The following is an 18,743-nucleotide window of genomic DNA, read 5'->3' as shown; positions in this document are numbered from 1 at the left end:
GCGCGGCTTCCGCGCGGCGGCGAACGGAGCGCGTCCATGAGCAGTCTGCGCGATGCGATGAGCCACGCAGCGCTGGGCTGGGTCAAGCCCGAGCTGGACGAGACCCTGCGCCAGGTGCGCAACGAGGTCGAGTACTACGCGGAAGATCCCACCGATGCCAGCCGCATGCGCATCTGCGCCGGCTACCTGCACCAGGTGCAGGGCACCCTGCGCATGGTCGAGCTGTATGCCCCGGCGATGGTGGCCGAAGAGCTGGAACAGCTGGCCAACGCCATCGGCGCCGGCCGTGTGGCCGACCGTGATGAAGCCTGCGCGACCCTGATGCGCGGCAGCGTGCTGCTGCCGGACTATCTGGAACGCCTGCAGAACGGCCATCGCGACATTCCGATCGTGCTGATGCCGCTGCTCAACGAGATCCGCGCGTCGCGTGGCGAAGAGGGCGTCAATGACAGCGTGCTGCTGGCCTTTGCGCCGGACAGCGTCACCGCCACCGAGGCCGAGCTGGACCATGCCCGTGGCAGCCTGAGCGGGCGCAACCGCGAGCTGCTCGACACGGTCGGCAGCGCGGTGAAGGAAGAACTGCTGCGCATCAAGGATGCGCTTGACCTGCACCTGCGCACCGGCGGTGCGCCGGAACAGCTGCAGACCCAGGCCAACGAGCTGGGCGCGGTAGCCGATACGCTGGGCATGATGGGCCTGGGCGTGGCCCGCGGCGTGGTCGTGCAGCAGCGCGACGCGCTGCGTGGCGTGGTCGAGGGGCGCCAGCAGATCGACGAGAACCTGCTGCTGGATATCGCCGGTGCGCTGCTGTACGTCGATGCCTCGCTGGACGACCAGGTTGCCCATCTGGGCGCCGGCGGCAGTGGCGAGGACGATCCGAGCGCGGTGGAGAACCGGCGCACGGTGGAAGTGCTGGCCCATGAAGCCATCGCCAACTTTGCCGCCGCCCGCGAGCATTTCGTCGCCTTCATCGAAACCAGCTGGAACCATGCCGAGCTGCAGGACGTGCCGCGCCTGCTGGGCGATGTGTCCGGCGCCCTGCGCATGCTCGACCTGGGCACCGCCGCCGATTACCTGCGTGGCGTGCAGCAGTACATCGAGGCCGAACTGATCGGCCGCCAGCGCGTGCCCAGCGGCCGCCAGCTGGACACCCTGGCCGATGCCATGGCCAGCCTGGAGTACTACCTGGAAGCCCTGCGCGATCGTCGCCCGGGCCGCGAAGACATCCTCGAAATCACCCGCAGCAGCCTCGAGGCGCTGCGCTACTGGCCGCTGCCCGAGCGTAATGCCGTCGCGCCGGATGCGCTGGCGGTACTGGCGGTCGAACCGGAGCCGGTTACCCTGCAGGCCGAACCGCTGCAGCCGGAACGCATCGAGATTCCGGTGCAGCCTGCCGCGCCCGCTGCCGGCGACATGCCGACGCCGCTGCCGGACTTCACCTTTGATCCGCCGCCGGCCACCCCGGCGCCGATGGTGTCCGACAACCGCCTGATGTTCGGTGCATTGGGCACTGTGGCCGCCGTGGCCGCCAGCACCGGTGATGCCGACGCCTCGCCGTTGCCGACGCACGATGATGCCGAGGCATCGCTGGTCTTCGCGGCGTCCAGCGCACCTGCACCGGATGTCCCGCAGTGGGAGTTGGCGCCGTTCCACTCGGAGGGCGACGTGGTCGCGCCTGCCGATGACGAACGCAGCCCGACCTTCGCCAGTTTCGATCCGGTCAGCTTCGAGCTGGCAGACAGTGGCCACTCCGGTGCACCGCAGTGGTCGCTGTCCGAGGCACCGCAGGTGCTTGAGGAAACCGTAGCGCCTGCGATCGACGAGACGACGGACGCCGTGGTTTCGTCCGCGACCGGATTCGATGCTGCACCGGTGTTCGATCCGGTAGCGGCCGAGCAGGACGCGGTTGCCGAGTCCGACGACGTGGTGTTCCGCTTCGACGCCGACGCATTGGACAACGCTGACGACGTACTGTCGCTGCATGCGATGGAAACGCTGTCGCTGGACGATGACGCCGGGTTGCATCCGGCGCTGGAGATCGTCGATGCCGTGGTGCTGCCGCCGGTCGATGCATCGCCTGCGGCGGAGGTCGAGGTGGACGAAGCTCCGGATGACCTGCCGGCACCGTCGTTCACGCCGCCGTCGATCGAAGCGCCCGCCCCGGCAGCGGAAACCTCGGCACCGGCCGTGTCGGTGATCGATATCGACACCATCGCGCCGATCGATTTCAGTGAAGCCGATGCCCAGTTCTTCGCCGAGCTGAGTGCAGCTGCTGCCGGCTTCAATCCGCAGGCGATGCCTGCGGCGGCGGCACCGGAGGCGGTGGTTGCGACCGACGCCGACACCAATGCCGACGCGAATGCGGGCTTCGACGCCGGCTTCGACGACGACGCCGAGAACATCGACGAGGACATCCGCGAGGTGTTCCTGGAAGAGTTCGACGACGAGCTGGCCAATCTCGGCACGCTGCTGCCGGCGTGGCGCGTGCAGCCGGACAACATGGACCGGCTGCGTCCGATCCGCCGCATCTTCCATACCCTGAAGGGCAGTGGCCGCCTGGTGGGCGCACGCACGCTGGGCGAGTTCGCGTGGAAGATCGAAGGCATGCTCAACCGCGTGCTGGATGGCAGCCGCGCCGCGTCGCCGGCGGTGCTGGCGATGGTCGACAACGCACATGCGGCGCTGCCGCAGCTGAACGCGGCGCTGCGCCATGGCCAGCGCATCAGCGTTGACCTGCAGGCCATGCAGGCCATCGCCGATCGTGTCGGTGCAGGCGAGGAAACCTACTACGTACCGCTGCCGGGTGCGGCTGCGCCGGTTGTACCGGTTGCCGAAGCCGACGGTGAAGACGAGATCAGCCGCATTCTCGACGCCGAGTCCGCCGCTTCGGCGCCGACCGATGCCGTCGTGGAGGCCGAAGTCGTCGGCACGCCGGCCAACATCGACAGTGTGCTGCGCGAGATTCTCGAGGCCGAGGTGGAAGTCCACCAGGCCACCCTGCAGGACTGGCTGCGTTCGGCGCAGCAGGCACCGCAACCGGTCAGCGATGCACTGCTGCGCGCGGTGCACACCATGAACGGCGCCTTCGCGATGACCGAAGTGCCCGAGATCACGGCTGTGACCGGCGGCGCGGAGTCCTACATCAAGCGCGCACTGGCCGCCGAGGTGGTCCCGGGTGATGAAGGCGTGGCCGCCCTGGATGCGACCGCGCAGGCGATCACCGCCACCATGGAAGCATTGCAGGCCGAACAGCCGCGCATTGCGCCGCAACAGGTGCTGGTACAGCGCCTGCAGGCGCTTGCTGGCGAGCTGCCGGAAGCGCGCTGGCCGATGGTGGGCCTGGAAGACGAAGAAGACGATCTGGCGCTGGATGACCAACCCACAGCGGAATCGGATGTGGAAGCATCGACGGCCATCGCGTCCGGAACCGATGCTGTACCGCTTTCGTCTGTCGCACCGGAGCAGGAACCGGAGGCACATGACGATGCTGCGCAAGCTCCGGTCGCCGACGTGGCGATCGAAGCCGGGCTGGAGGTCGGTGAGCTGACGGCCAGCGACGATCTTTCGCGCTACTTCGATGCCGGATGGCCGTCCGTGCCGGGTGAGCAGGAGGCGTCGCTGCCGGTGGTCGAATCGATCCAGGTGGCCGACGATGTTCCAGGCGTTGCCGTAGCCGGCGCCGAGGCGGAGTCCGAAAGCGTGCCGCCGTTGTCCGACGATGCCGGTTTGACCGTCGTGGATGATCTGTCGCCATACCTGGATGCCAGTGCGCTGCCGGTCGACGACCGCGACGCCGAAGAGATCCCGGTCGCTGTCGAAGCCGTCGCATCTGACCTGAATGCGCCCTCGGCCGATCACGCGCACGCCGCTGATGCCGTGGCGTTCGAAATGCCTGCTGCACTGCCACTCGACAGCGAGCTGTCGAGCCTGCAGGATGAAATGGCTGCGCCGGGGTTTGCAGAACCGGTCTCGCTGGAAGCCGCGCTCGAGGCCGGCCTGCACGTGATCGACGAAGAGCAGCCCCTGGCCGACGACGGGCAATGGCCCGTGCTCGGCCTGCAGGCCAGCGAACTCGCGCCGGGCGAGGCGGAAGCCTTTGCCGAGGATGCGGACGTCGGCGGGGAGGCGGCGATCGGTGAAGGAGAGAGCGCCGATCAGCCGTCCCCGGCGACGGTGAATGAGGAGATCGCGGAGTCCGCTGCGCCGGCCACCGCCGAACCGGTGCGCTTCTTCGAACTGGAAGACGCGCCGGGCCAGGCGGATGTCCACGCCGAAGCCGAAGCCGCCGACGTCGATGCGGTTGCCGTGTCGGATGCCGTGGCAGCCGGCACGCCTGAAGCCGACGTGCCTGAAACCGTGACACCTGACGTCCTTGCCATGCCGGTGCTGGAAGACAGCGCCGATGCGCTCGACTTCAGCGTCTACGATCGCGAGCTGGTCGACATCTTCGTCGAGGAAGGCAAGGACCTGCTCGACCACTGCGATGGCCTGATCAGCGAGCTGCGTGATGCACCGCAGGACCGCGAGGTGCTGGCCGGCCTGCAGCGTGACCTGCATACCCTGAAGGGTGGTGCACGCATGGCTGGCATCAACGCCATCGGCGATCTCGGCCACAGCATCGAATCGTTGCTGGAAGCCGTCGCCGCCGGTCGCACCGAGATCGAACGCCGCGATGTGCAGTTGCTGGAGCGCGGATTCGATCGCCTGCACCAGCTGCTGACCCGCACCGGTGACCACCGCGTGGTGGAACCGGCGCAGGATCTGGTCGACGCGTTCGAAGTGCGTACCACGACCGATATCGCTGCTGCGGCGGCGGCAGCGGCAGCCAACGTGGCGAACGTCGTAGAAGCCGCGTCGGCACCTGTCGCCAGCCCGGCGCCGGCACTGCTCGATGCGCCGTTGTCGGCACCGCTGCCGGCCGAAGGCGTGGTCGATGAAGATCCGCTGGCGCGCCCGCAGCAGGAACAGGTGCGCGTGCGCGCGGATCTGCTCGACCGCCTGGTCAACCATGCCGGCGAAGTGGCGATCTACCGCTCGCGCCTGGAACAGCAGCTCGGCGCCTTCCGCGGCGCGATGGGCGAACTGGAGCGCACCAATGCGCGACTGCGCGACCAGCTGCGCCGCCTCGACCTGGAAACCGAAGCGCAGATCGTCGCCCGCTACCAGCGTGAGCAGGACCAGGCCGATCAGAAGTTCGATCCGCTGGAACTGGACCGCTTCTCCACCCTGCAGCAGCTCAGCCGTGCGCTGAACGAATCGGCGGCCGACCTTGGCGGCCTGCAGGGCGTGCTCGACGATCTGTCACGCCAGTACGACTCGCTGCTGCAGCAGCAGTCGCGCGTCAGCTCCGAGCTGCAGGACGGCCTGATGCGTGCGCGCATGGTGCCGTTCGATGGCCTGGTCCCGCGCCTGCGCCGCGTGGTCCGCCAGTCCGGCATGGATACCGGCAAGCAGGTGCACCTGACCCTGGAAGGCACCCACGGCGAACTGGACCGCAACGTTCTCGACCGCATGGTCGCGCCGCTGGAGCACATGCTGCGCAACTCGGTGGCCCACGGCCTGGAAGCGCCGGAACAGCGTCGTGCCGCCGGCAAGCCGGAAGAGGGCGAGGTCGCCATCCGCCTGCACCGTGAAGGCTCGGAAATCGTGCTGGAAGTGGCCGATGACGGTGCCGGTCTGGACCGCGAAGCGATCCGCCGCCGTGCCATCGATCGTGGCCTGCTGGCCGCCGATGCGCAGCCGAACGAGCAGGAACTGGACAACCTGATCTTCGCCTCCGGTTTCTCCACCGCCGACCAGGTCAGCCAGCTGGCCGGTCGTGGCGTGGGCATGGACGTGGTGCGCAACGAAGTGCGCCAGCTCGGCGGCTCGGTCGACATCCAGTCGGTGCGTGGCCAGGGCGTGCGCTTCACCCTGCGCCTGCCGCAGACGCTGGCCGTCACCCAGGCGGTGTTCGTGCAGATCGGCGAAACCACCTTCGCCGTGCCGGTGGCCTCGGTCAGCGGTATCGGCCGCCTGTCGCGCGAACGCTTCGAGGCCGCCGACAGCAGCTACCGCTACAGCGGCGAAGACTATCCGCTGTACGACCTCGGCAGCCTGGTCGGGCAGGCCCCGGCGCGTGCCGATGGCCAGGACCAGGTGCCGCTGCTGCTGGTCCGCGCCGGTGACCTGCGCGCTGCCGTGGCGATCGACCAGGTGCTGGGCAACCGCGAAATCGTGGTCAAGCCGGTCGGCCTGCAGATCGCATCGGTACCGGGCATCTACGGTGCCACCATCACCGGCGATGGCCGCGTGGTGGTGATCCTGGACGTCGCGCCGCTGGTGCGCCGTTTCCTGGCCAATCCGACGGCACCGGTGCTGGCCAATGCGCCGCGCGACGAACGCCAGGTACCGCTGGTGATGGTGGTCGATGACTCGCTGACCATGCGCAAGGTGACCGGCCGCATCCTGGAACGCCACAACTTCGAAGTCAGTGTCGCCCGCGATGGCGTGGAAGCACTGGAGCGGCTGGAAGAGCGCGTGCCGGACCTGATGCTGCTGGATATCGAGATGCCGCGCATGGACGGTTACGAGCTGGCCACCGCGATGCGCGCCGACCCGCGCTACAAGGATGTGCCGATCGTGATGATCACCTCGCGCAGCGGCGACAAGCACCGCCAGCGCGCCTTCGAGATCGGTGTCCAGCGTTATCTGGGCAAGCCGTACCAGGAACTGGACCTGATGCGTAACGTGTACGACCTGCTGGGGATCGCCCGTGTCCGTGAGTGAAACCCATCCGGCCCCGGCCGTTGCCCTGCTGGCCCGCCCTGGTGCGGCGCGCGAACGCCTGCGCGAGGCGCTGTCGCATGCAGATGTGCAGCTGGTCCTGGAAGATGATCCGAACGGCCTGGAGCCACAGGTCCTGCAGGCTGCGGATCCACAGTTCGTGGTGATCGCGCTGGAAGCTGCCATCGAGGACGCACTGGAACGGCTGGAAGCCGTGCTCTCGGCACCGGGGCTGACTCTGGTGTTCGATGAGGCCGAGCTGGCCGCACGCCGCGACGGCTGGGAGGCCCAGCGTTGGGGGCGCCATCTGGCCGCCAAGCTGCATGGCCACCAGCAGGTGTTGCCGCCGGGTGCCGAGGAAGAGCCCAGCCTGCAGCTGGAGCCCGGCCATCCGGCGCCCGCGCCGGCGCCGCAGGAAGAAGCCCTGCAGCCGCACCTGGAGCAGGCGCTGAGCTGGGCCGATGAGGTTCCGGCAGACGGCCTGTATTCGCCTCCGGCACACCTGCACGAACCGATCGCGCTGGAGCAGGCCCTGGCGGCGCTGCAGCCGGTCGTGCCCGAACCCCTGGAGCCGCCTTCGCCGCCGCAGGCGCTGGCCGAACCGGTGGCGCCTGCGGCACCGCCGATCTCCTTCGATCACACCGCCTGGTCGCTGGTCGAGGAATCGATCGAAGCGCCGGTACCGGCAGAAGCCGTGGCATCGGTCGCCGTGCCGCAGCCCTCCTTCGATACCGATCATCTGAGCCTGGTCGATCTGGATGCCACCGCCCCGGCCGGTGCGCGCGCCGCATCGCTGCTGGTGCTGGCCGGCATCGGTGGCCCGGATGCCTTGCGTCGCCTGCTCGGCGCGCTGCCCGCGTCGTTGAGCGTGCCGGTGCTGGTGCACATGCGCCTGGATGGTGGCCGCTACGGCAACCTGGTCAAGCAGATGTCGCGCGTTTCGCCGTTGCCGGTGCAGCTGGCCGAGGCCGGCCAGCACGCCGTGCCGGGCGAGGTCCACGTGCTGGCCGATGATATCGGCGTGCGCGCGGCCAGCGATGGCCTGCATTTCCAGAGCGATGCCACTGGTATTTCGCTCGCTGCATTGCCGGCCGAACACACCGCGCTGGTGCTGCTCAGCGGTGCCGACCTGGCTCACGTCGGCCCGGCGCTGGACCTGGCGGCTGCCGGTGCCTGGGTGGCCGGGCAGGTGGGCGAGGGCTGCTACGACCCGGCTGCAGCCACTGCGGTGGTTGCTGCCGGCATGGTGGCCGGTGAACCGCAGGAACTGGCGCAGGCGATTGCCGCGCGCTGGGGTGAGCAGGACGACAACGGAGAAGCACCATGAGCTACGCCAGCAATGACGAAATCCGCGGCGTCCTGATCCAGGCCGGCAACGAGCGCGTACTGCTGCCCAATGCCACCGTGGCCGAAATGATGTCGCGCGTGCCGGTGCAGCCGGTCTCCGATGCGCCGCGCTGGCTGGTCGGCGAGATCGGCTGGCATGGCTGGCAGGTACCGCTGGTGTCGTTCGCACGTCTTTCCGGGCTGGGCGAAGAGACGGTGGCCGGCCACAACAAAGTGGTGGTACTGAAGTCCCTCAGCGGCAATGCGCAGCGCCCGTACTACGCGCTGCTGACGCAGAACTTCCCGCAGCTGATCTCGGTGCCGCGCGACGGCCTGCTGGCCGACGCCTCCGAAGAAACCCTGCCGCAGATCGTGCACATGCGCGTGCTGCTGGGTGAGCAGAGCGCGCTGCTGCCGAACCTGGACGCGCTGGAAGCGGCGCTGGATTCGCTGGCGGCCTGATCGGGAACCCGCCGGTCGGATTCCCGGTCGTGCCGGCCGCTGGCCGGCAATCTCGTTATTCCCTGGATGCCGGCCAGCGGCCGGCACTACCACGAACCAGCATTACCCCAGATCGCCCAACCGCGCCTGCAACGCCGCGATCGCGGCCAGCCCGGCCGTTTCCGTGCGCAGGATCCGCGGCCCCAGTTGCAGCCCCTGGAATCCTGCCGCGGCCAGTTGATCGCGGTCGCGCGGCGACCAGCCGCCTTCCGGGCCGATCGCAATCACGATGCCGCCGGCCGGAGCAGCTTCCAGCGTCGACAGGCGATGCGCCCCCTGCGGATCCAGGGTCAGCCGCAGCGAATCGGCTGGCAGCGCCGCCGCAGCCTGCGCCAGCGACAGCGGGGATCCCACCTGCGGAATGCGCGCACGCCCGGACTGGCCGCAGGCCGAGGTCACCACGTTGTTCCAGTGCGCCACGCGCTTCTCGGCCCGTGCCGCATCCAGCTTCACCTCGGTGCGCTCGGCGTTGACCGGAATGATCGAGGCCACGCCCAGTTCGGTCGCCTTCTGCAGGATCAGGTCCATCTTCTCGCCACGGGCGATGCCCTGCAGCAGGGTGATCGCCAGCGGCGATTCGTTGTCGATGGCCTGCACCGCGTCGATGCGCACCTGCACTTCGCGCTTGCCGGCCACGGTCAGCGTGGCGCTGTAGTCATGGCCGTCGCCGTTGAACAGCACGCAGGTGTCTCCCTCGCGCAGGCGCATCACCCGCACCAGATGGTTGGCGGTCTCTTCCGGCAGGGTCACGGTCTGGCCGCTGTGCAGCGCCAGGTCGATGGGGCAGCGGGTCACGCGCATGCAATCGCCTCGTCGATGGCCGCCAGCGTGGTGTGTGCCAGCAGCTCCAGTTGTTCGTCATCCACGCAATAGGGTGGCATCCAGTACAGCACGTCGCCCAGCGGGCGCAGCACCACGCCGCGCTTGAGCGCGGCCTTGTAGGCCTGCAGGCCCAGCCGCAGGCCCGGATCGAACGGCGTGCGCTTGTCGCCGTCGCGCGACAGCTCGAAGGCCACCACCATGCCGGCCTGGCGCACGTCGGCCACGTGCGGGTGGTCGGCAAACGGTGCCGCCAGCGTGCCCATCACCGAGGCGATGCCCCGGTTGCGCGCGATCACATCGTCGTCGCGGAAGATGTCCAGCGTCGCCAGCGCTGCGGCGCAGGCCAGTGGGTTGCCGGTGTAGCTGTGCGAATGCAGGAAGGCGCGCTCGCGCGAGTCGTCGAGGAAGGCGTCGTACAGTGCCTGCGTGGCCAGTACCGCGGCCAGCGGCAGGAAGCCGCCGGTCAGTCCCTTGGACAGGCACATCAGGTCCGGCATCACCCCGGCCTGCTCGCAGGCGAACAGGGTGCCGGTGCGGCCGAAGCCGGTGGCGATCTCGTCGGCGATCATGAACGAGCCATGGGCATCGCACAGTTCGCGCACGCGCTGCAGGTAGACCGGGTCATGCATGCGCATGCCGCCGGCACACTGCAGGCGCGGTTCCAGGATCACCGCGCAGATCTCGCCCGGGTGCTGGTCGAACAGCGTGGCCAGGCCATCGGCCGCCTGCCGCGCGCGATCGGCCGCGCTCTGGCCGGGTTCGGCCAGGTAGGCATCGGGTGAGGGTGCGAACAGGCCTTCGGCCAGCAGCGGTGCATAGACGCGGCGATACAGCGGAATGTCGCCCAGCGCCAGCGCGCCCAGGGTCTCGCCGTGGTAGCCATTCTCGAGCGCGATGAAGCGCGTGCGGCGCGGCTCTCCGCGGTTCTGGAAATACTGGAAGGCCATCTTCAGTGCCACTTCCACGCCGGCTGAACCATTGTCGGCATAGAACACCTTGGCCAGCGGCGCGCGGCCGGGCTGGCGGGGGGCCAGTGCCAGCAGGCGCTCAGCCAGGGTGATCGCCGGCTCGTGGCCGAAGCCGGCCAGCATCACCTGTTCCAGCTGCCCGGCCTGGGCGGCGATGGCGCCACCGATGCGTGGTTCGGCGTGGCCGAACAGATTGGTCCACCAGCTGCTCACCGCATCCAGATAGCGGTTGCCGTCGTGGTCGATCAGCCAGGCACCTTCGCCACGGGCGATCGGCACCAGCGGCAGGGTGTCCGGATGCTCACGCATCTGCGTGCACGGGTGCCACAGCACCTGCAGGTCGCGCTGCCGCCAGTGGCGGGCCAGCGGGGAGGGGGTTGGGTCTGCTAGCATTTCGGGCTCATGAACATGTTGCTGCCTGCACATTCTATCGGCCCCGGCGCAGCCGCCGGGCGCCGCGGAGATTCCGCATGAACGATGACCGTGCCGGCCGTCGCTTGCCGATCATCCATCGGATCACCGATGAGGAGAACGGCCCCTTCCAGCGCCAGCACCTGGACCTGGAGTTCTCCAACGGCGAACGCCGCCGCTTCGAGCGCCTCGTCAGCCGTGGGCACGGTGCGGTGGTGGTGGTGCCGATGCTCGATGACGAAACCGTGCTGCTGGTGCGTGAATACGCCGCCGGCATGCACCGTTACGAGCTGGGGCTGGTGAAGGGCCGTATCGATGCCGGCGAGACGCCTGAGCAGGCGGCCGACCGCGAACTGAAGGAAGAAGCCGGTTATGGCGCGCGCCGGGTCGACGTGCTGCGCGCGATGACCCTGGCTCCGACCTACATGAGCCACCAGTCGTGGCTGGTGGTGGCGCGCGACCTGTACCCGGAAAAACTGGCCGGCGACGAGCCCGAAGAGCTGGAAGTGGTGCCGTGGAAGCTGGCCGAACTGGACCAGCTGATGCTGCGCGAGGACTTCTCCGAGGGACGCTCGCTGGCGGCGCTGTTCATTGCCCGCCAGTGGCTGCAGGGAACGCGATGATCAAGCTGACGACGGACCTGCGCGAGACCGCCATCGCCATCGCCCAGGAAGCCGGACAGGCCATCATGCAGGTGTATGCCGATGGCTTCGACGTGCAGATCAAGGACGACAACAGCCCGGTCACCGCCGCTGACCTGGCCGCCAACCAGGTCATTGAGCTGGGCCTGCGCCAGCTGACCCCGGACCTGCCGATCCTGTCCGAGGAATCGGCGCAGGTGGGCTGGGAGCAGCGCCGCCACTGGGGCGCCTACTGGCTGGTGGACCCACTCGACGGCACCCGCGAGTTCGTCAAGCGCAACGGTGAGTTCAGCGTCAACATCGCCTTGATCTACCAGGGCGCGCCGGCCTTCGGCGTGGTGCTGGCGCCGGTCACCGGCATCGTCTGGCATGCCATGCGCGGTGAACTTGCCTATCGGCGGCAGGGCCTGCACGACACCGTGCTGCGTACCCGCACGCCGGCCACTGCTCCGCTGCGCGTCGCCGCCAGCCGTTCGCACCGCTCGCCGGAAACCGAGGCGCTGCTGGCGCGCATGGGCCGCATCGAGACCATCGCGCAGGGCTCGTCGCTGAAATTCTGCCGGATTGCCGAAGGCGGCCTGGATGTCTATCCGCGGCTCGGCCCGACCTCTGAATGGGATACCGCCGCCGGCCAGTGCGTGCTGCATGCCGCCGGTGGCGCGGTGCTGTCGGCGGCGACCGGCAAGCCCTTCCGCTACAACCGCCGCGAGACCCTGTTGAACGGCGATTTCATTGCCCTTGGTGATACCAGTCTGCCGTGGCGCGACTGGTTATCCGACTGAACCTGGAGCCCGCATGAGCGCGCACGATACCCCCACCACCGGCAGTGCCGCCAGCAACGAACTCGAGCGCCTGCTGTCGATCATGGCGCGACTGCGCGATCCGCAGGGCGGCTGCCCGTGGGACCTGGAACAGGACTTCGCGACCATCGCGCCGTACACCATCGAGGAAGCCTACGAGGTCGCCGATGCGATCGACCGGGGGGACCTGGACGATCTCTGCGACGAGCTCGGCGACCTGCTGCTGCAGGTGGTGTTCCACGCACGCATGGCCGAGGAGCAGGGGGCATTCGCCTTCGCCGAGGTCGCCCGTGCGATCAGCGACAAGATGCAGCGCCGTCACCCGCACGTGTTCGCCGATGTCAGCGTCGACGATGCCGATGGGGTGATGCGCAACTGGGAGGCGATCAAGCGCGCAGAGCGTGCCGCCAAGGGCGAGCAGGACACCTCCGCACTGGCCGGTATCTCGCGTGGCCTGCCGGAATGGCAGCGCGCCGTGAAGCTGCAGTCGCGCGCGGCCAAGGTCGGGTTCGACTGGCCGGGCCCGTTGCCGGTGCTGGACAAGGCGGCCGAGGAGCTGCAGGAGCTGCGCGAGGAATTCGAGCGCGGAGATATCGCCGGCAACAAGGCGCGCCTGCAGGAAGAACTGGGCGACCTGCTGTTCGTCTGCGCCAACCTTGCCCGGCACGCCGATATCGATCTGGGCGCCGCACTGCGCGGGGCCAACCACAAGTTCGAGCGGCGCTTCCGCGCGATGGAAGCGCAGGCCGCCGCCCAGGGCGAGGCGCTGGCCGCACTGGACCTGGATGCGCAGGAAGCACTGTGGCAGCACGCCAAGGCAGCGGAAAAAGCGTGAAGACGCTCGGCCTGTTCCTGCTGACCGCGCTGGCCGAGATCATCGGTTGCTATCTGCCGTGGCTGTGGCTGCGCAAGGGCGGCAGTATCTGGCTGCTGCTGCCGGCGGCGGCCAGCCTGGCGCTGTTCGCCTGGCTGCTGACCCTGCACCCCACCGCCAGTGGACGGGTCTATGCCGCCTACGGTGGCGTCTACATCGGCACCGCGCTGTTCTGGTTGTGGCTGGTCGACGGCATCCGCCCCAGCCGCTGGGACCTGTTCGGTGCAGCCCTGTGCCTGGCCGGCATGGCGGTGATCATGTTCGGTCCACGCACGCCCCCGGTGTAACGTCGAGCCAGGCTCTACAACGGCCGCCGGGCCACGCCCGGCAAGCGCGCAGCGGCGCCTCCGCGGAAGGCGCATGATGGCAGTGACCACGGCCCCGGAGCACGCACATGTCCCGCTTCGCCAGCTTCCGCGAGTTCTACCCGTTCTACCTCAGCGAGCACCGCCACCCGGTCTCGCGGCGACTGCATTTCATCGGCAGCTGCGGAGTGCTGCTGCTGGTGGCTGCTGCCGTGCTGCGCGGCCAGCCGCTGCTCCTGCTGGCCGCGTTGTTCTGCGGTTACGGATTCGCCTGGGTCGGTCATTTCTTCTTCGAGAAGAACCGCCCGGCGACCTTTCGGCATCCGCTGTATTCATTCATGGGTGACTGGGTGATGTTCGCCGACATCCTGCGCGGGCGGGTGCGCCTGTAGCAGGCGGTTGCGGGGGAAGCCATTGCCTCGCCCGAAAGGGAAAGGGTGGGGCGGGCCGCGCTTCCGCTTCCACGAACCGCTGCGCTGCGGCACGCCTGCGGGCGACCGATCTGGGATAATGGGGATTCTTGTTTCCTCTGCTGCCGGATCCGGTCATGACCCAGAAGACGCTGCTCAACGATACCCACCGCGCCCTTGGCGCCAAGATGGTCGATTTCGGGGGTTGGGACATGCCCATCCACTACGGCTCGCAGCTGGACGAGCACCACCTGGTGCGCCGCGAGTCCGGTGTGTTCGACGTCAGCCACATGACCGTGGTCGACCTGCGCGGTGACCAGGTCAAGCCGTTCCTGCGCCGCCTGCTGGCCAACTCGGTCGACAAGCTGAAGGTGACCGGCAAGGCGCTGTACTCGTGCATGCTGAACCCGCGCGGCGGCGTCATCGACGACCTGATCGTCTACTACCTGGGCGACGATTTCTTCCGCATGGTGGTCAACGCCTCCACCCGCGAGAAGGACCTGGCGTGGCTGCGCGAGCAGGCGGCACCGTTCGGCGTTTCCGTCGAGCAGCGCCCGGACCTGGCCATCCTCGCCGTGCAGGGCCCGCAGGCGCGCGACATCGTGATCGGCCTGGCCCGCGAAGTCGACCGTGCAGCGCTGACCAAGCTGGGCCGCTTCGCCGCCCTGCAGGCGCAGTCCGACGACGGCGTCGAGCTGTTCGTCGCCCGCACCGGCTACACCGGTGAAGACGGTTTCGAGATCCTGCTGCCGCAGGATGCCGTGGTCGCCTTCTGGAACCGCCTGCTGGCGGCAGGCGTGAAGCCGGCCGGGCTCGGCGCGCGCGACACCCTGCGCCTGGAAGCCGGCATGAACCTGTACGGCCAGGACATGGACGAAGCGATCAGCCCGTATGAAGCGGCGCTGGCCTGGACCGTGTCGCTGGATGAAGGCCGCGACTTCATCGGCCGCGACGTGCTGGAGGCGCAGAAGGCCGCCGGCACCGCGCGCCAGATGATCGGCCTGGTGATGGACGAGAAGGGCGTGCTGCGCCACGGCCAGGCGGTGACCACCGCAGGCGGCCAGGGCGAGATCCTGTCCGGCACCTTCTCGCCGACCCTGGCCAAGGGCATCGCCTTCGCCCGCGTGCCGGCCGGTGAACTCGGCGAGGTCACCGTCGACATCCGCGGCCGGCAGGTGCCGGTGCGCGTGGTCAAGTTCCCGTTCGTGCGCGAAGGCCAGGCCCAGCCCGGCGTGCTCGCCGACGCCTGATCCGAACGTGCCGGTCGTCACTGACAGCAGTGGCGGCCGGTTGGTTACACTAGCCCCGTTTTTTCCACCCCTGCATATCTCTGGAGCAGTCCCATGAGCGAGATCCCCGGCGACCTCAAGTTCCTCAAGTCCCATGAGTGGGCCCGTGTCGAAGGCAATGGCCGCGTCACCGTCGGTATTTCCGACCACGCCCAGGGCCTGCTGGGTGACCTGGTCTACGTCGAACTGCCGGAAGTCGGCGCCGACGCCAAGGCCGGCGAGCAGATCGCCGTCGTCGAGTCGGTGAAGGCCGCCTCGGACGTCTACAGCCCGATCAGCGGCAAGGTCGTCGAGGTCAACTCGGCCCTGTCTGACAAGCCGGAAACCATCAACGAAGATGCCTACGGCGAAGGCTGGATGTTCGTGGTCGAACTGACCAACGCCGAAGAGGTCAACGAGCTGCTGGACCCGGACGCATACGCTGAAGCCCTGGAGAACGAAGACCACTGAGTCGTCGTTTCCGGATTCTGGAACGGCCACCTTCGGGTGGCCGTTTTTGTTTTGGCGACCGCGTCGGACTCATGACGCGGGGTTCGCTGCGCACCCTCGGCGTGGCATCAGCCGACAGACGAACGGTGCCGATGGGCGTGCGCAGTTTTGCGCAAATCCGCGTTTCAGCCCCGCGCCGAAGCGTTCGAATGTGAAAACTTTTCGCCCCCCGTTGCGGCGCCGTTGTGCTGGCGTTGGCGGCGGTGCCGGTGACCATCGACGTTGCGCGTGCGCTGTTGTGCCCAACCTGCGCCTATCTGCGCGGAGTGCTTATTTCAAGTGTTTTTTGATCAACGCCTGCATTGGCATCGATGCAGGCAACGCGCGTGCGCGCCGCTTCCGCCGTCGTTGCAGGCCGTGCAGAGTGGTGGCGCCGGCGGCGCCCGGGACGGCGCGGATGTGAAAATTTTTCGCGGGGGTTGTTGACAGTAAAAAAAACCGTGATTAGGTTTCGCCTCAGCAGACCTTGCCTGCCCAACCGAGTGCGCAGAATCAATCGTCCGATGCGAAGCAGCCCCTTCAAGACCACCGCGACCCTGATGACGGTGGACATGGCCCCGCTTCCCCCGGAGAAATGCAAGGCAACTCCCGTTCCGATGCCCGCTCCGCCGATCGAGGCGGGCATTGCCGCATCCGTAACGGCGCGCCTGACGCGCCGGCGGTCCCCGCACGCAGCATCCGCGGGTTTGATCCAACTGGGCGTTTCAACTCCCTATCACTGACGAGGAGCCATCCCATGGCAACCAAGAAAGCTGCGAAGAAGAAGCCCGCCGCCAAGAAAGCGGTGAAGAAGGTCGCGAAGAAGGCCGCTGCCAAGAAGGCAGTGAAGAAGGTCGCGAAGAAGGCGACCGCCAAGAAGGCAGTGAAGAAGGCTGCGAAGAAGGTCGCCAAGAAGACCACTGCGAAGAAGGCAGTGAAGAAGGCGGCGAAGAAGGTAGCCAAGAAGTCCACTGCCAAGAAGGCCGTCAAGAAGACCGCGAAGAAGGCCGTCAAGAAGGTAGCCAAGAAGGCCACCAAGAAGACTGCCAAGAAGGCTACGGCCCGCAAGCCGGCCAAGAAGGTCGCAAAGAAGGCGACTGCCAAGAAGGCCGTCAAGAAGACCGCCAAGAAGGCAGTAAAGAAGACCGCGAAGAAGGCCACCAAGAAGGCTGCCCCGAAGAAGGCAGCGAAGAAGGTTGCCAAGCGCAAGCCGGCCGCCCGCAAGAAGAAGGCCGCTCCGGTCGCTCTGCCGGCAACCCCGGCGCCGCTGATCTAAGTACTTCCCGATAGCCGCATCCTGAAACCCCCTTCCCTGGCTGCCCAGCGGGGAGGGGGTTTTTTTATGGGCCGTTTGTAGCGTCGAGCCAGGCTCGACTGTTTTGCTGACGATCGGCGCTAGCCCTGCGGCGCCGCTGGAAAGCGCTCCACCAGGAAGTCGAGGAAGCTGCGCAGGCGGGTGGAGTGGTAACGGTCGTGCGCATAGACCACGTGCATCGGCCGACCGGCCTGGCCGTGTTCTGGAAGCAGCTGCACCAAGCGCCCAGCCTCGACATCGCCGGCCAGCAGCAGCGTCGATTGCAGGACGATGCCCAGACCCTGCAGCGCCGCCGAACGCAGGGCTTCGCCATTGTTGATCTGCAGCCTGCCATCGGGCACGCGGTCGAGCCCGCCAGCATCGGCCTGCAGCCACTGTGCAAGTGCGCTGGGTTCGAACGACAGGCATTGATGGCCGGCAAGTGCCTGCACGCTGAGTGGCGTGCCATGCCTGGCCAGGTACGCCGGCGAGGCGCACATCATCAGGCGATAAGGGGTCAGCGCACGCGCCACCAGCATGCTGCTGTCGGCCAGCGTGCCGATCCGAAGCGCCGCTTCGAAGCCCTCTTCTGCAAGGTCGACCACACGATCGGTCAGCGTGGCGTCGACCCGGACATCCGGATAGCGCCCCATGTACTCGGCCAGTGCCGGTACCAGCGCATGCGTGCCGAAGATCACCGGTGCACTGATGCGCAGCGTGCCCGCCGGTGCCAGGTGCTGGTGCTGCGCCTGCGCGTCGGTTTCCTCCACCAGGCGCAGGATCTCCCGGCAGCGGGTGTAATAGTCTTCGCCGAACGGCGTCATGTGCTGGCGGCGCGTGGTACGGCTCAACAGCTGCATGCCCAGCCGTGCTTCCAATGCTCGCAGGTGCTTGCCGGCCATCGTCGCCGAGATGTCCATCGCCGCGGCTGCGGCACTGAGGTTGCCCTTGTCCACGATCAGCACGTAGACCTGCATGCTTTCCAGCAGGTTCATCTGACACCCCGGGTGTTGAATGCTGAAACCTGCGCGGAGTTTATCAATCAGGGGTGATCAAACAGCATGTCGTGCACGGGCCGGATGTGCCGGCCATGCTGACAGGAGAACACCATGGACTTGAATCTTGCAGGCCGTACCGCGTTGGTGACGGGCGCGGCCAGTGGCATCGGTGCTGCCGTCGCCAGGCAGCTGGCGGCCCAGGGCGTGCGCGTTGCCATCACCTCGCGTCAGCAGGCACCCCTGCAGGCGTTGGCGGCACGGATCGAAGCCGAAGGCGGCGCCACACCTGTCATCGTGGCTGGCGATGTCACGGTTGCCGGCGACGTCCGGCGCATCGCGGACGCATCCCGAGAGGCATTGCAACGTGTCGACATCCTGGTCAATGCCGCAGGCGGTTCCCGGCCGACCACGGTCGATGCCGATGACGATATCTGGGACGAAGCGATCGCCCTGAACTTCTCCGCCGCGCGACGGCTGACCCAGGCGCTGTTGCCCGGCATGCAGGCGCAGGCTTGGGGACGGGTGATCAATTTCAGCGGTTCGATGGAACCGCGGGCGGTGAACGCTGCCACCGCGGCGAAGGCGGCATTGCACCTGTGGAGCAAGGGCCTGTCGTCGGAGGTGGCCGGGCAGGGCATCACGGTGAACGCGATTGCACCGGGGCGCATCAACAGCGCGCAGATCCTGGACCGCCTGCACCCCACCGAGGAAAGCCGACGCGCGTTCATCGCCCGCAACATCCCGATCGGACGCTTCGGTGAACCGGAGGAAGTGGCGCCGCTGGTGGCGTTCCTGGCCTCGCCGCTGGCCGCCTACATCACCGGTGCGGTGATTCCGGTGGACGGCGGCATGCACTACTTCGCGCACTAGT

General features: G+C 67.8%; 16 protein-coding genes. 12 read left to right on the top strand and 4 right to left on the bottom strand.

From position 1 onward, the window contains the following. Positions 1-36 precede the first annotated feature (36 nt). Genes ACXI0D_RS03335 through ACXI0D_RS03325 form a run of 3 tightly spaced genes read left to right on the top strand, consistent with a single transcriptional unit; the run spans position 37 to position 8,553 of the window. Positions 37-6,768 (top strand): Hpt domain-containing protein, encoded by a 6,732-nt coding sequence (locus tag ACXI0D_RS03335; protein ID WP_479642300.1) that lies wholly within the window; start codon positions 37-39, stop codon positions 6,766-6,768. Then, entirely contained in the window at positions 6,755-8,092 is a 1,338-nt protein-coding gene (locus ACXI0D_RS03330) for a chemotaxis protein CheB (RefSeq protein WP_197622086.1), read from the top strand. Before ACXI0D_RS03335 ends, ACXI0D_RS03330 begins: the two co-directional genes overlap by 14 nt. Further along, complete coding sequence (locus ACXI0D_RS03325) at positions 8,089-8,553, top strand: chemotaxis protein CheW (protein WP_014648089.1); 465 nt, start codon at positions 8,089-8,091, stop codon at positions 8,551-8,553. The genes ACXI0D_RS03330 and ACXI0D_RS03325 overlap by 4 nt, the downstream gene beginning before the upstream one ends. Before the next feature lie 102 nt (positions 8,554-8,655). On the opposite strand, the gene ACXI0D_RS03320 is transcribed toward ACXI0D_RS03325, so the two are convergent. Next, positions 8,656-9,393: a 16S rRNA (uracil(1498)-N(3))-methyltransferase gene (locus ACXI0D_RS03320; protein WP_049442978.1), complete on the bottom strand. Its 738-nt coding sequence runs from the start codon at positions 9,391-9,393 to the stop codon at positions 8,656-8,658. Further along, the gene (bioA, locus tag ACXI0D_RS03315; protein ID WP_479642299.1) at positions 9,384-10,775 is read right to left on the bottom strand and encodes an adenosylmethionine--8-amino-7-oxononanoate transaminase; all 1,392 of its coding nucleotides are present in this window, start codon (positions 10,773-10,775) and stop codon (positions 9,384-9,386) included. The genes ACXI0D_RS03320 and bioA overlap by 10 nt, the downstream gene beginning before the upstream one ends. A gap of 77 nt (positions 10,776-10,852) precedes the next feature. Between bioA and nudE the strand changes: the two genes are divergently transcribed. From nudE to gcvH, 7 genes are all read left to right on the top strand, one after another. Then, positions 10,853-11,416 (top strand): ADP compounds hydrolase NudE, encoded by a 564-nt coding sequence (gene nudE, locus ACXI0D_RS03310; protein ID WP_005418435.1) that lies wholly within the window; start codon positions 10,853-10,855, stop codon positions 11,414-11,416. Next, the gene (gene cysQ, locus ACXI0D_RS03305; RefSeq protein WP_014038179.1) at positions 11,413-12,216 is read left to right on the top strand and encodes a 3'(2'),5'-bisphosphate nucleotidase CysQ; all 804 of its coding nucleotides are present in this window, start codon (positions 11,413-11,415) and stop codon (positions 12,214-12,216) included. The genes nudE and cysQ overlap by 4 nt, the downstream gene beginning before the upstream one ends. Before the next feature lie 13 nt (positions 12,217-12,229). Further along, a complete protein-coding gene (gene mazG, locus ACXI0D_RS03300; protein ID WP_049442980.1) occupies positions 12,230-13,069 on the top strand; it encodes a nucleoside triphosphate pyrophosphohydrolase in 840 nt (279 codons plus the stop codon). Beyond that, positions 13,066-13,395, top strand: a complete 330-nt coding sequence (locus ACXI0D_RS03295) for a YnfA family protein (RefSeq protein ID WP_049442981.1) — start codon at positions 13,066-13,068, stop codon at positions 13,393-13,395. The genes mazG and ACXI0D_RS03295 overlap by 4 nt, the downstream gene beginning before the upstream one ends. Positions 13,396-13,502: 107 nt before the next feature. Further along, positions 13,503-13,805, top strand: a complete 303-nt coding sequence (locus ACXI0D_RS03290; protein WP_049442982.1) for an Mpo1-like protein — start codon at positions 13,503-13,505, stop codon at positions 13,803-13,805. A gap of 155 nt (positions 13,806-13,960) precedes the next feature. Next, a complete protein-coding gene (gene gcvT / locus ACXI0D_RS03285; RefSeq protein ID WP_119006641.1) occupies positions 13,961-15,073 on the top strand; it encodes a glycine cleavage system aminomethyltransferase GcvT in 1,113 nt (370 codons plus the stop codon). A 93-nt stretch (positions 15,074-15,166) separates the two neighbouring features. Continuing rightward, the gene (gene gcvH / locus ACXI0D_RS03280; protein ID WP_006464497.1) at positions 15,167-15,562 is read left to right on the top strand and encodes a glycine cleavage system protein GcvH; all 396 of its coding nucleotides are present in this window, start codon (positions 15,167-15,169) and stop codon (positions 15,560-15,562) included. A gap of 292 nt (positions 15,563-15,854) precedes the next feature. Here the strand turns inward: gcvH and ACXI0D_RS03275 are convergent, their stop codons facing one another. After that, positions 15,855-16,154 carry a hypothetical protein gene (locus ACXI0D_RS03275; RefSeq protein WP_135967637.1) on the bottom strand — a complete coding sequence of 100 codons (300 nt, stop codon included), beginning with the start codon at positions 16,152-16,154 and terminating at the stop codon, positions 15,855-15,857. 183 nt (positions 16,155-16,337) lie between these two features. Here ACXI0D_RS03275 and ACXI0D_RS03270 point away from each other — a divergent pair, with 183 nt between their 5' ends. Next, entirely contained in the window at positions 16,338-16,856 is a 519-nt protein-coding gene (locus ACXI0D_RS03270) for a hypothetical protein (RefSeq protein ID WP_032130057.1), read from the top strand. Positions 16,857-16,975: 119 nt separating this feature from the next. Here the strand turns inward: ACXI0D_RS03270 and ACXI0D_RS03265 are convergent, their stop codons facing one another. Continuing rightward, positions 16,976-17,869, bottom strand: a complete 894-nt coding sequence (locus ACXI0D_RS03265; protein WP_479642298.1) for a LysR family transcriptional regulator — start codon at positions 17,867-17,869, stop codon at positions 16,976-16,978. 114 nt (positions 17,870-17,983) lie between these two features. On the opposite strand from ACXI0D_RS03265, the gene ACXI0D_RS03260 reads away from it, so the two are divergent. Next, positions 17,984-18,742 (top strand): SDR family NAD(P)-dependent oxidoreductase, encoded by a 759-nt coding sequence (locus ACXI0D_RS03260; protein ID WP_479642297.1) that lies wholly within the window; start codon positions 17,984-17,986, stop codon positions 18,740-18,742. Position 18,743: the final 1 nt, after the last annotated feature.

Source organism: Stenotrophomonas sp. C9D9 (assembly GCF_056491205.1).
Note: the sequence above shows the minus strand (reverse complement) of the source record. Positions and strands in the feature narration are given on the sequence as shown.